Source organism: Sinorhizobium sp. P24N7 (assembly GCF_042436655.1).
Taxonomy (GTDB): Bacteria; Pseudomonadota; Alphaproteobacteria; order Rhizobiales; family Rhizobiaceae; genus Sinorhizobium; species Sinorhizobium meliloti_A.
On the sequence record NZ_JBHMIW010000017.1, the window covers coordinates 165447 to 176983 of the forward strand.

General features: G+C 61.1%; 12 protein-coding genes. 3 read left to right on the forward strand and 9 right to left on the reverse strand.

The genetic code is table 11. The features are described from left to right. Positions 1 to 151: 151 nt before the first annotated feature. Complete coding sequence (locus tag ACFHWW_RS26925) at positions 152 to 634, reverse strand: Lrp/AsnC family transcriptional regulator (RefSeq protein WP_379942098.1); 483 nt, start codon at positions 632 to 634, stop codon at positions 152 to 154. 98 nt (positions 635 to 732) lie between these two features. Between ACFHWW_RS26925 and ACFHWW_RS26930 the strand changes: the two genes are divergently transcribed. From ACFHWW_RS26930 to ACFHWW_RS26940, 3 genes are all read left to right on the forward strand, one after another. Continuing rightward, on the forward strand, positions 733 to 2214 hold the full coding sequence (locus ACFHWW_RS26930; protein WP_379942100.1) for an aminotransferase class V-fold PLP-dependent enzyme: 1482 nt from the start codon (positions 733 to 735) through the stop codon (positions 2212 to 2214). 3 nt (positions 2215 to 2217) lie between these two features. Further along, positions 2218 to 3096 carry an MBL fold metallo-hydrolase gene (locus ACFHWW_RS26935; protein ID WP_379942102.1) on the forward strand — a complete coding sequence of 293 codons (879 nt, stop codon included), beginning with the start codon at positions 2218 to 2220 and terminating at the stop codon, positions 3094 to 3096. Between the two features lie 228 nt (positions 3097 to 3324). After that, positions 3325 to 3933: a class I SAM-dependent methyltransferase gene (locus ACFHWW_RS26940; RefSeq protein ID WP_379942104.1), complete on the forward strand. Its 609-nt coding sequence runs from the start codon at positions 3325 to 3327 to the stop codon at positions 3931 to 3933. A gap of 943 nt (positions 3934 to 4876) precedes the next feature. On the opposite strand, the gene ACFHWW_RS26945 is transcribed toward ACFHWW_RS26940, so the two are convergent. From ACFHWW_RS26945 to ACFHWW_RS26980, 8 genes are all read right to left on the reverse strand, one after another. Next, on the reverse strand, positions 4877 to 5110 hold the full coding sequence (locus tag ACFHWW_RS26945; RefSeq protein WP_379942106.1) for a GDCCVxC domain-containing (seleno)protein: 234 nt from the start codon (positions 5108 to 5110) through the stop codon (positions 4877 to 4879). Between the two features lie 49 nt (positions 5111 to 5159). Further along, positions 5160 to 5894 (reverse strand): cytochrome c biogenesis CcdA family protein, encoded by a 735-nt coding sequence (locus ACFHWW_RS26950; protein ID WP_379942108.1) that lies wholly within the window; start codon positions 5892 to 5894, stop codon positions 5160 to 5162. Positions 5895 to 5899: 5 nt separating this feature from the next. Then, positions 5900 to 6724 (reverse strand): DsbA family protein, encoded by an 825-nt coding sequence (locus ACFHWW_RS26955; protein WP_379942110.1) that lies wholly within the window; start codon positions 6722 to 6724, stop codon positions 5900 to 5902. After that, complete coding sequence (locus ACFHWW_RS26960) at positions 6721 to 6915, reverse strand: hypothetical protein (RefSeq protein WP_379942112.1); 195 nt, start codon at positions 6913 to 6915, stop codon at positions 6721 to 6723. Before ACFHWW_RS26960 ends, ACFHWW_RS26955 begins: the two co-directional genes overlap by 4 nt. A gap of 48 nt (positions 6916 to 6963) precedes the next feature. Next, the gene (locus ACFHWW_RS26965; protein ID WP_379942114.1) at positions 6964 to 7404 is read right to left on the reverse strand and encodes a DUF411 domain-containing protein; all 441 of its coding nucleotides are present in this window, start codon (positions 7402 to 7404) and stop codon (positions 6964 to 6966) included. A 27-nt stretch (positions 7405 to 7431) separates the two neighbouring features. Further along, the gene (locus ACFHWW_RS26970) at positions 7432 to 8910 is read right to left on the reverse strand and encodes a multicopper oxidase family protein (protein ID WP_379942116.1); all 1479 of its coding nucleotides are present in this window, start codon (positions 8908 to 8910) and stop codon (positions 7432 to 7434) included. A 135-nt stretch (positions 8911 to 9045) separates the two neighbouring features. Next, positions 9046 to 9435 (reverse strand): hypothetical protein, encoded by a 390-nt coding sequence (locus ACFHWW_RS26975; RefSeq protein ID WP_379942118.1) that lies wholly within the window; start codon positions 9433 to 9435, stop codon positions 9046 to 9048. A 200-nt stretch (positions 9436 to 9635) separates the two neighbouring features. Beyond that, positions 9636 to 11537, reverse strand: a 1902-nt coding sequence (locus ACFHWW_RS26980) for an efflux RND transporter permease subunit (protein WP_379942120.1), incomplete at its 5' end; no start/stop codon positions are given.

An 11537-nucleotide genomic window follows, 5' to 3' on the forward strand; every position in this document is an offset into this window, starting at 1 on the left:
TCCAAGCGATGTGCCCCTGCGGCCTGATTAAGAGACTTATGGTTCATCTACCCAGATCGACGACTTTCTCGAGGGAAGAGCCGTCGACGAGGCCGCGCACGAACGGATTGTGGAAGCCTATCTTCTCATCGTCCACAAGCAGGGCGAGGATTTAAGGAATACGGCTGAGGTCGATCGCACGATTGTTGATGATGACCTCCATCGAGAAGAAGCCCGTAACCGTGGCCAGATCGAAACCGGTGATCAGCTTTTGGTAGAAGGCGTCGTAACCGGCCATGCCTCTGGTCACGACTTTGATCAGGTAATCCCAGTCGCCGCCGATCCTATAAAAATCGATGACCTCTGGAAACCGTTCGACATGTTTACGGAAACTGTCGGCCCACTCCTTTGAATGATGGCGAGTACGGACCATCACGAAGACGGTAAGGTCAAGCCCGAGTGCCGAAAGATCGATGGTGCTGTGCGACCCGCGGATCATGCCGATCGCATTCAAACGCTGAAGGCGTCGCCAGCAGGCGTTTTGCGATAGTCCGACCTGCTCGGCCAGATCGCGCTGCGACAGATTGGCGTTCTGTTGCAGAGAGGTCAAAATCTTTAGATCGAAAGTATCAATTCTTTCTGATTTAGCGATCATGTGACACGAAATCCGGCAAAAGTGGCATAAAATAGGTGAAGTTTTCGACGCTGCTGCGGAATAGATTCTCTGTCAATGTCCATCATGGAGAGTTGACCGTGCAAACTGTTCGCCATCAATCTCGTGACGCCTTGAGCTCCCTGAGACAATTTCAGCAAAGCCTTGTCCGAAACGATCTGATCGCCGCTCTGCGTGACGGTCTTGTCGGATCGGCGGCCACGATCGATGGCCCTTATGGGCGCAAAAACCTGATCTACGCCGACTACGTGGCGTCGGGCCGAGCGCTTCGCCAGGTCGAAAGTTTCGTTCTCGACGAAGTGTTGCCCTATTACGCCAACAGTCATACGGAAGCCTCCTTCTGCGGCGGGTTCATGACCCGCATGCGCAGGGAAGCGCGGGCCTTAATCGCGGAGTTCTGCGGGGCAAGCGACAAGTACGGGGTGATCTTCACCGGCTCGGGCGCGACCGCGGGCCTCAATCGGCTGGTCAAATTGCTCGGTGTCGCCGATGCCGTCGCCGCTGGCAAAACCGTCCGCATCATCATCGGACCCTATGAGCATCATTCGAACATCCTGCCTTGGCGCGAAAGCGGCGCTGATATCATCGAACTGGCTGAGGCGCCGACAGGCGGTCCGGATCAGGCCTTGTTGGAGGAGGCCCTGCGGAGCACTTCGGCCGATCTGACGATCTGCGCATTTTCGGCAGCCTCGAACGTCACCGGCATTACCACTGATGTTCCTGCGGTGACGGAGCAGGTCAAGGCCGCCGGCGCCAAGATGGTCTGGGATTATGCGGGGGCCGGTCCTTATGTCCCCATTTCAATGTCAATGTGCAATCAGGCCGATATCGATGCCATTGTGGTCTCGCCGCACAAGTTCATCGGCGGTCCTGGCGCTTCGGGCGTGATGATCGTGCGTCGTGACGCCGTCGTCACAAACAAGCCCTCCTGGCCCGGCGGCGGAACGGTTAAATTCGTATCTCCGACCTCGCATGACTACAGCGACAGTCTCGAGGCCCGCGAGGAAGCGGGCACGCCGAACGTTGTCGGCGACATTCGCGCCGCGCTCGCCTTCATCGTCAAGCACGCGATCGGCCTGGATGAAATGGGAAGACGCAATCACGAGCTGACCCGCCGTGCCTTCTCCGCCTGGAAGGATATCCCGCAACTGGAATTGCTCGGCTTACCCTTGTCCGATAGGCTTCCGATCTTCTCTTTTCGGATCAGGAATGGTAAGGGCGGCTATGTCCATCAGCAACTGGTCACGAGGATGCTCAGCGACCGGTTCGGAATCCAGGCACGCGGTGGATGCGCATGCGCCGGGCCATATGTCCACAGACTGCTGTCGATCGACGCAGTGCAATCGGAACAGATGCGCCAAGGCATTCTCGCGGGCGACGAATTCAAGAAGCCCGGCTTCACACGGCTGAATTTGAGTGTGCTTCTGTCCGACGAGAAGGTGAGGTTCATTCTAGACTCTGTCGCCCAGATGGCCAAAGATGCTCCAATCTTCGAACCAGATTACGATTTCGATCCGGCGCGAGCCATCTTCTTTCCGAGCGCTACGCTCGACGGGGCTTGACGCATGCGCAAACCTGATGTTGCTGCATTCTTCGATCCGCGAACCTGGTCGGTTCAATATGTCGTCAGCGATCCGAAAACCAAAGCCTGTGCGATCATCGACCCGGTGCTGGACTTTGACGAGAAGTCCGGTGCAACCTCCACTGGTAATGCCGACGAATTGCTGGATTTCATTGCCTCCCAGAACCTTGAGATTCAATGGATCCTCGACACCCATCCGCATGCCGATCACTTCTCGGCGGCGGCTTATCTGAAGGAAAAGACGGGCGCGCCGATTGCTATCGGCGAGCGGATCGTCGATGTCCAGAAACTGTGGGCGGGGCTCTACAACTGGTCGGATCTTTCCACAGACGGTTCTCAATGGGACAGGCTGTTCAAGAAAGGTGATGTCTTCTCGATTGGAAACATCGAGACGACGATCCTTTTTTCGCCGGGCCACACGCTTGCCTCAGTCACCTACATGATCGGCGATTGTGCTTTCGTCCACGATACAGTTTTCATGCCTGACAGCGGGACGGCGCGCGCGGACTTTCCCGGAGGCAGTGCGCGGGCTTTGTGGGCAAGCATACAAGAAATTATGTCCTTGCCCGATGCCACGCGAATCTTTGTCGGGCACGACTATCAGCCCGGCGGTCGGGAGCCGCGATGGGAAAGCACGGTTGGTCTCCAGAAGACGAAGAACGTTCATTTGACCCGCTGCGCTTGCGAGGCTGATTTCGTGAACCTTCGTGAGCAACGGGACAAGACGCTTCCCATGCCGAAGTTGATCCTCCACGCCCTGCAGGTGAACATCAATGGCGGACGCCTTCCCGAACCCGAAGCGAACGGCGAGCGATATCTCAAATTCCCACTGAACGCCCTGAAAGGTGCCGTCTGGGGGTAACGATCCTCGCTCCCAACGCACGCAAGCTCTCCGCCGCCTGCTTAGTGGCAGCTTGCGATGAGCAGATTTTCGTCACCAGCACCGGGTATCCAGACAAATCCTTGACCTGGAATAAATTCTAGAAGCGTCGTTTCGATCTGGGAGAAAAAGGGAAACGCCAGCTTTGTTTTCGGCTGGACAGCACGCTAAAATTCGAAAACGCAGATCTCTTTTTCGGAGATCGGGTCCATGGGCCTTTACAGCGATATCATCTGGCCGAAGCTCTGCGATCTTTCGATGCGCAACGATCGGCTGCGGCCCTATCGCGAGCGAGTGATCGGCGCGGCGGAAGGGCGTGTCCTGGAGATCGGGGCCGGTTCGGGCCTGAATCTTTCGTTTTATCGCCCGGCAGTGCGGGAAGTTCTGGCGCTCGAGCCCGCTCCCAAGCTGTTGGCGATGGCCCGCAATGTCCCGCACGCGGAAGTGCCCGTCAGCTTCATCGAAGCTTCGGCGGAAGCCATTCCGCTCGATGACAGGAGCGTCGACATCATAGTCACCACCTGGACCTTGTGCACGATCCCGCATGCCACCGTAGCGATCGGGGAAATGTGCCGCGTGCTCAAACCCAGCGGAAAGCTGCTGTTTGTTGAGCACGGGTTATCACCTGACGCCAGGGTGCGCTGGTGGCAGGATCGGCTCACGCCCGTCTGGCGGCGCATCAGCGGCGGCTGCCATCTCAATCGCCCGATCAAATCCATGCTGGAAGACGGTGGATTCAAGATCGATCGTCTCGAGACCGGTTACATGCGCGGACCGAAGCCGATGACGTTCATGTACGAGGGCAGCGCCCGGCCTTAAATTGTGAGTTCCTCATGGCGGCCATGATAGCCTCAACACCGACCGATGCGGCCCAAGTTCCTGCGAGCCGCGCTTCGACGGTGGCGGACGCGAAACCCTACAGGCTGGCTGATATTTGCCCTAAATTAGAAAGCTCGGGGAGGCACAAACAGACATATCGCTCGAGAATGGGCGTTGCCCGGACGCAAACATAGATGAAACTCTCCATCCGGAGAGGGTTTCAGTCGCGAATCCCGGTAGCCTATGACCTCGCCCGTTTCTTCCACGACATAACCGTCAGGTCCCTCCTTTACCGCGGCCCCGTGGACCGGCTGACAGTCCTGGTCACTGCAGCACTGGTAGGGATAGGACCATCCAGAAGGGGCGCTATGCGCGGCCGCCTTAAAGGGGGTGGAAACGCCAACGATCAGCCCCAAGACCAAGCTCAACGACATTCGTGCGGCATCGCGCACCTTCAGCGCAGTCCATAACCGTTGAGAATGACCGATCTGCCGCCTGGGGCTATGCATAACCGATCCTCCTTGTTCCAAGAGTTCGACAGACGGCCGGGGCCGCGTTCCGTTCCCCGCGGTTTTCCTTGTTCAGGTCTAATGTAGCAGACACTTCGGCCTGACAAACCAATCCTGAGCTGGTCAAGCACTTGACCTTGCCACCGTTGGAAGGCGTAGGATTGCGTAAGAATGGAGGTTACAGACGATGGATACTCACCGCGACAGACTGGAAGAGAACATTCTCAGCCTGTTCAAGCAGGCATGTCGACAAGGCCGACTCGATGTCGCCGATCACCTGTTGCGGGCGCTCGAAACATCGAGCGAAAGAGGCTCCGTGACGGACTCCCCTTCGCCCGCGGTCTGCTGAGCGACGCCTATCGCACCGTCGCGCAACTTCGTCAGCGCAGGCGTCCCTGATCGGCCAGTAGCAAGGGCCGTCAAAGCCGAATGCACTATTCCCAGCATCCAAGCTGTTGTTGTCTTGGCGGGCACTTGAGCGAGCCGAACGAGCAGAACACACAGCAGTCTCTCGGCTCGGGGCACAAGAGCGCTTTGCAGTTGGTGCACTCGTAGAAGAATTGGCAGGCGTCCATCGGCATGGTCTCCTGCTTGGCGAAGCCGCAATGCGGGCACGTCAGAACGCATTCGAGGACGACTGCGTGTGTAGCGGGATCGCTCTTCTTCACTTTAAGCTCCGGAAACCTCGGCACACGATCTCATCCGTCTCGTGCCGTTTCAGCCGATTCGGGCGAGCATCGGCACGTTCTCGAGTAGCCAGAACGAAAATGCCGTCATCGTTCCGGTGATCATGGCGATCCCCATGGCGACCATCACGCCACCTGCGCCGACCTGCAGCATCCGCCCCAGGCGGCGCATGGCTTTCAGACGTTGCGCAAGTCCATGGGCAAAGGTGGCCGAGATCACGAACGGGACAGCCAGACCGAGCGAGTAAACAGCCAGCAGAACGATACCCGCAGCAGCCGTTGAAGACAGGGCGCCGACGGTCAGGATCGCGCCCAGCACCGGGCCGATACAAGGTGTCCAGCCGAAAGCGAAGGCGAGTCCCAGCAGAAACGCCCCGAGCGGACGGCCGCCGGGGATAGCGCCATGGAAGCGCAGCTCGCGCTCGAACCACGGGATTCGGACGAGGCCCGTCATGAACACGCCGAACAGCATGACGATTACGCCGCCGGTGAGCGTCGCCTCGTAGCGATAGGAAAGGAGGAGCCTGCTGAGAGCCGTTGCGGTCGCACCGAGCGCCACGAAAATCGTCGAGAAGCCGAGCACGAAGCAGAGGCTGAGCCACAGCGTCGTCAGCCGGCCGACCCTCTCTATCCCCTGCCGGCCAAGCGCACTGCCGGAGACATACGAGATGTAGCCCGGCACGAGCGGCAGAACGCAGGGCGACAGGAACGAAATCAATCCCGCCGAAAAGGCGGTAATCAATCCGATGTTCGAGATGGCCGACATGTCGCCTACTTTCCGCGCGCCGATGCGATCAGCCGCCTCATCCCGGCCTCATCGGTGAGGCCACGGATGATTTCCTTGCCGCCGACGAAACTAGGTGTGCCGGAGAGGCGCAAGGCTTCCGCGAGGGCGATATTGCGCCGGATGGCCGCGTCGATCGCCGGATCTTGCATGTCCTTCTTCAAGCGCTCGACATTGATACCGATCTCGGCGGCGATTTCGAGGGTGGTCGTCTCGGTGATCCGGCCCGAATAGGTCATCATCGCCTTATGGAAGTCGAGATACTTTCCCTGCTTGCGACTTGCGAGCGCTGCGCGGGCGGCAAAGACCGAACCGGGTCCGAGAATAGGGTATTCCTTGAAAACAAGGCGAAACCCCTTGTCAGCCTGTTCAAGCTTGTCGAGCATCGGCCCCGCCTGACGGCAATAGGGGCAGTTGTAGTCGAAGAACTCCACGACGATTGCATCACCTTCAGGATTGGCCCCGACCGGGGAATCCGGATCGTTGAAGATTTCATCGCGCCGCTCTGAGATGACTGCGGTCAACTCGTTGTCCGCCGCGGCCTGCCGGCGGGCTTCCCTGCGGTTGACGGACTCGAGAATGACTTCGGGGTTGTCGAGAAGGTAGGTGCGCAGTTGGCGGTCGAGAGCGCCGCCGTCACGGGGCGGCGGAAGGACGCCTGCGGCGAACAGCAGCGCCAGCGCCGAAAGGACCGCTGATACCCCTGCAAGCGCGAAGGAGCCGAACACCCACGGTTTCAGGCTTCGGGCTGGCTTCGCGGGCTGAGCCTCGGACGAAGCGGGCGTCTGATTGTCGGACATCTCGGGTGTCATCGTATCAATCCCTTCAGGCTCTCCCACAGTCCCGGTTCCGGATGGCCGTGGGGCTTCTGCGTCCGGTTGGTGAGCGCGTTGACGAAGACGACCAAATTGACCGGCTCGAAAGTCCGGAACAACCGTCGGCCGGCAAGGCCAAAGGCAGCCGGCGACGCGAGACGGATGGCGATGGCCCATACGTCTTCCATGTGTCGTTCGTGTTGATCTCGGCCATGGCCATGACCTCCTTCCCGACTTCACTCGGTCGCGTAGACCGCGGGTGCCTTGCCGTCCTTGGGGACGGTGTAGATCACGAACTTCTCAGTCTTGGTGCCGGCCATGCCGGGCGAACCCATCGGCATCCCCGGCAGGGTGATGCCGGCGATGGTGGGCTTTTCGGTCAGCAGCTTGCGGATGACGTTCACCGGCACGTGTCCGTCGACCACGTAGCCGTCGATGAACATGGTGTGGCAGCCTTGGAACGCCTCAGCCACGCCGGCCTTGCGACTGATCTCGGCAAGGTCGTTAGTCGGCTTCACGTCGACGGCGAAGCCGTTGTCGCGGAGATAGGCGGCATAGCCCTCGCAGCAGGTGCATTGCGGGTTCTTGTATAGCGTCGCCTGGAGCGGCTCGGCGAGAGCCGGCGTGGCGAGGGCGACGAGAGCGGTGAGGCTCAGAAAGCGGATCGTGCGGTTCATTTCCATTTTCCTTGGTAGCTACTTGATTCAGGCGACGCGCAGCACTGTCATCAGACCGGCCATCTGATGGTCGATCACATGGCAATGCAGCATCCAGTCGCCGGGATTGTCGGCAACGAAGGCTGCCTCGACGACGTCCTTCGGTGCCATCAGCGCGGTGTCCTGCCACTGGCGGTGCGGGACGGATTTGCCGTTCCGGCTCAGCACCCTGAAGCTGTGACCGTGGAAGTGCATCGGGTGCCACCAGGCGGTCTCATTGCGCAGGGTAAGCATGATGCTCCGCCCGCGTTGGAACGTGAGGGCAGGTTCCATGCCTGCATGGCCGTCGCCGGTCATCGACAGACCGTTGACCGCCCAGGCCGCTCCCTTGCCCATTCCCATCATGCCGCCGCCCATCATGCCGCCGCCCATCATTCCCCCGCCCATCATGCCGCCGCCCATCATCCCGCCCATGCCGGACATGCTCATCATGCCGCCCTGGAGCGTCAGCGTGTGGCGCTCAGCCGTGGCAATATCGGGTTCCGGCAGGGGATTGCGCGGCAGGTCGAGAGGGTTATCGAGAGGATGCGCCCGGATAGGCGGACTTTCGACGTAGGCAAGCTCCGTCAGCCGATAGGACAGGCCGTCGTAAAAATCATCCACGACGCCGTAGCGTTTGCCCGGCACCCCTTGCATGTCGAGCATGACGTCGATGCGCATGGCCGGACCGAGCAGGATCCGTCCGCCCTCCGGCTCGTGTGCGTCGCAGGGCTGACCGTCGATCGCGACGATCACCGGGCGGTGCCCCTCGAACCGCAGCGCCATGATCCGCGCCAGCGATGCATTGACGAGGCGCAGGCGGACGCGCTCGCCGCCCCGGACCGTTTCAGCCTCCGAGACGCGGCCGTTCAGCGTGACGGTATTGCCGACACGGCCGGACATCGCCGCTTCCATACGATTGCCGAAACCGCGGGCGATGCTGCCGTCTTCCGTCAGCCGCCAGTCGGCGAGCACCCAGAGAAGGTCGCGATCGACAGCAATGGACTCGCGCTCCTCGACGATCACGGCCCCGGCGAGACCTCGGCCCAGCTGTTCAAGGCTGTTGGCATGCGGGTGGTACCAGAAAGTTCCGGCATCGGGCGGAGTGAATTCGTAGACGAAGCGCTCGCCGGGTCTGATCGGCGGCTGCGTCAGGCCGGGCACGCCGTCCATGGCATTGGGCAGCCTGATGCCGTGCCAATGGACGGTGCTTTCCTGGTCGAGCCTGTTTTCGACGACGAGGCGGGCAGGCTCACCCTGGCGAAGGCGCACGAGGGAACCTGGCACAGTTCCATTGTAGGTCCAGACATCGGTCTCCGGACGAGCCGGGCCAGCAAGACGCGCACGGGCTGGCGCGGCGGCGATCCGATACGAATTGGATTCTGCCGCCCTTGTCGGCACCGGCGGCAGCGCAACGGTCAATATGAGGCCCGCGCCGGCCTGGAGGAGACCCCGTCGCGACACTGAAGAGTTGGATTCGGTATTCATGTTCGATCCTTCCGATCATCGTGGATGAGGGAACGCGTCGGGCCTTTTTGAATGTCCTCACCTTGATGGCCGCTCGGTGCGAAACTGACGCGCACGCGTTCGCTTGCCCGGCTCGGTCGTCCGGCGGCCGAGCTTTCAACCGATGTTGGAGGTTCGAGGTGGATAGGGATCGGGTGACAACGTCCTGCCGTGCAAGAGCGGTCCGCTCGCGGCAAAGGCGGTAGTCGCGCTACCGATTGGGATCGGGATCGCCGCAGCCACGGCCGCGAAAATCGGGGCCGGGCAGACATTTCCGCAGGCCATCGCCGTTATGCCATCGTTGCCGGGCTTGTCGGGGCAGTCCTGACAATCACCATGCGCTGACATCGCCATCTCGGACATCATCGCCATTTTGGTGGTCATGCCGCTCGCTGCGGCGACCGACATCCCCAGCCCCGCGGCGATGAACACGGCGAGGGACAAAGCGACAAGTTGTTGAGCCGACCAGTGTTTCATACCACAAAGAATGACGCCGAACTGCGCCAAAAACAAGCCGCCGCGGCTGGCTGCGCTTTGACGATCGCGGCGCGAATGTGTCCACGCCGCGACCGCGTATTTCAGCGGAAGAACAGATATTTGACCAGTGCCGCAATCACGAGCGCGACCAACACCAGCCCGATGAGACCCGCGAGACCCATGCCCCACATCATGCCGCCCATCATATCGTTCATCATGGCATGCTCCTTTCATTCGGCCGCATCCCTTAAGACTGCCGGCTGAGCCTCCATGCCGATTGCCCGCGCCGCGTCGTGGGATTTCGCGGGCAGCCGCCAGCCCTTGACGAGGCCGTAGACCGCCGGAATGACGACCAGCGTTAACACCGTTGACGATACCATGCCCCCGATCATTGGCACGGCGATGCGCTGCATGATTTCCGAGCCGGCGCCCGTGCTCCAGAGGATGGGCACCAGCCCCGCCATGATTGCGACGACAGTCATCATTTTCGGACGCACGCGCTCGACGGCGCCGACGATGATCGCCCGGTTCAGATCTTGCCGGCTCAGCAGTCGGCCCGACCGCACGCACTCTCGCCATTGTTCGGCAAGCGCCTGATCGAGATAGATCAACATGATCACCCCGGTCTCGGCCGCCACGCCGGCGAGCGCGATAAAGCCTACCGCCACGGCAACCGAGGCGTTGAAGCCGAGCCACCACATCAGCCAGATGCCGCCGACCAGCGCAAACGGCAGCGACAGCATGACGATCAACGTCTCGGTCAACCTCTTGAAGTTCAGGTAGAGCAACAGGAAGATCAGCGCGAGCGTCAGGGGGACGACGATCGCCAGACGCGCCTTTGCCCTTTCGAGATATTCGTACTGGCCGCTCCAGGCGACCGAGTAGCCCGCAGGCATCGCCACGCTCTTGGCAACGGCTTCCTTCGCTTCGGCGACGTAACCGCCGAGGTCGCGGTTGGCGATATCGACGAAGACATAGACGGCGAGCTGGCCGTTTTCCGTACGGATCGTCGTCGCCCCCCGCGTGAGCTTGACATCCGCCACCTCGCCCAGCGGCACGGTACCACCGTCCGGAAGCGAGACCTGGACGTCACGCGCGATCGCTTGCGGATCGCTTCGGAAGGCACGCGGGTAACGCACCGCCACGCCGTAGCGTTCGCGCCCCTCGACCGTCGAGGTCACCACCTCCGACCCCAAGGCCGTGCCGATCACCTCCTGGACGTCGTCGACGTTGAGCCCGTAACGTCCGAGCGCTAGCCGGTCCGGAACGATGTCGAGGTAGTAGCCGCCGATCACCCGCTCGGCATAGGCGCTCGATGTGCCGGGGACCGTCTTCAGCACCGTCTCGACATCGCGGGCGATCCGCTCCATCTCCTTGAGGTCCGTCCCGTAGACCTTGACGCCGACGGGCGTCCTGATGCCAGTCGACAGCATATCGATGCGGGCGCGGATCGGCATCGTCCACGCGTTCGACACGCCGGGGAACTGGAGCGCTGCGTCCATCTCAACCTTGAGGCTGTCGATCGTCACGCCAGGCCGCCATTCGGATTTCGGCTTCAAAGTGATGATCGTCTCGAACATCTCGGTCGGCGCGGGATCGGTGGCAGTCAGCGCCCTGCCCGCCTTGCCGAACACGGTCTCGACTTCGGGGAAGGACTTGATGATCCGGTCCTGCGTCTGCATCAGTTCAGCCGCCTTCGTCACCGACAGGCCCGGCAAGGTCGTCGGCATGTACATCAGCGTCCCTTCGTTGAGGCTCGGCATGAACTCGCTACCGATCTGCCGCGCCGGCCAGACCGTCACGGCCAAGGCAACCATTGCCAGGAGGATGGTGATTGTCTTGGCGCGAAGAACCCCCGATATGACTGGCCGATAAATCCAGATCAGGAAACGGTTGAGCGGATTCTTGTGCTCTGGGACGATGCGGCCACGCACGAACACGACCATCAGCGCCGGCACGAGCGTCACCGACAGGAGCGCCGCCGCCGCCATGGCGAAGGTCTTTGTGAAGGCGAGCGGTCCGAACAGCCGCCCTTCCTGAGACTCGAGCGTGAAGATCGGCAGGAACGAAACCGTGATGATCAGCAGGCTGAAGAACAGCGCCGGACCGACCTCGCTCGCCGCCTTGATCAG

Excerpts from the sequence above, each read along its gene's own strand:
- ACFHWW_RS26935 (WP_379942102.1), top strand. The coding sequence starts at position 2,218 with ATGCGCAAACCTGATGTTGCTGCATTCTTCGATCCGCGAACCTGGTCG.
- ACFHWW_RS26970 (WP_379942116.1), bottom strand. The coding sequence starts at position 8,910 with ATGAATACCGAATCCAACTCTTCAGTGTCGCGACGGGGTCTCCTCCAG.
- ACFHWW_RS26955 (WP_379942110.1), bottom strand. The coding sequence starts at position 6,724 with ATGACACCCGAGATGTCCGACAATCAGACGCCCGCTTCGTCCGAGGCT.
- ACFHWW_RS26950 (WP_379942108.1), bottom strand. The coding sequence starts at position 5,894 with ATGTCGGCCATCTCGAACATCGGATTGATTACCGCCTTTTCGGCGGGA.
- ACFHWW_RS26940 (WP_379942104.1), top strand. The coding sequence starts at position 3,325 with ATGGGCCTTTACAGCGATATCATCTGGCCGAAGCTCTGCGATCTTTCG.
- ACFHWW_RS26965 (WP_379942114.1), bottom strand. The coding sequence starts at position 7,404 with ATGAACCGCACGATCCGCTTTCTGAGCCTCACCGCTCTCGTCGCCCTC.
- ACFHWW_RS26960 (WP_379942112.1), bottom strand. The coding sequence starts at position 6,915 with ATGGAAGACGTATGGGCCATCGCCATCCGTCTCGCGTCGCCGGCTGCC.
- ACFHWW_RS26925 (WP_379942098.1), bottom strand. The coding sequence starts at position 634 with ATGATCGCTAAATCAGAAAGAATTGATACTTTCGATCTAAAGATTTTG.